Origin of the sequence: Paraburkholderia sp. BCC1884, from assembly GCF_900996225.1 — a bacterium.
GTDB lineage: Bacteria > Pseudomonadota > Gammaproteobacteria > Burkholderiales > Burkholderiaceae > Paraburkholderia.
The window spans coordinates 1-461 of record NZ_CAAJGL010000015.1; the positions used below are offsets into that span (position 1 = coordinate 1).

Annotated in this window: 1 pseudogene; it reads left to right on the plus strand. The window is 70.5% G+C overall.

Features of this window, described 5'->3' with window-relative positions:
- Window positions 1-461: pseudogene (locus FQ705_RS01120) on the plus strand (4-hydroxy-2-oxovalerate aldolase); the annotation flags it as partial.

The window sequence follows — 461 nt, forward strand, 5'->3', positions numbered from 1 at the left end:
GCTCGGCCACACCCCGATCGACGATGTCCTGATGCTGGAGACGGCGCGCGCGGCGCTCACCACCAGCTGGCTCGGCGTGCATTTCATCCCGGGGCTGGGCAAGGCCACCGACATCGAGCTGGCGATCGAGGCCGGCGTGGACGTGGTGCGGGTGGCCACCCACTGCACCGAGGCCAATGTCGCGCGGCGCTTCATCGAGCAGACGCGGCGCGCGGGGCGGGTGGCCTACGGCGTGCTGATGATGTCGCACATGGCGCCGCCCGAGGTGATGCTGGCCCAGGCGCGGCTGATGCAGGACTACGGCGCGCAGGCGGTGATCCTGATGGACAGCGCCGGTTATTCGACGCCGAACCTGGTGCGCGAGAAGGTGCGCCTGCTGGTGGAGGCGCTGCGCGTCGACGTGGGTTTCCACGCGCACAACAACCTCGGCCTGGCGGTGGCCAACAGCCTGGTGGCGCTGG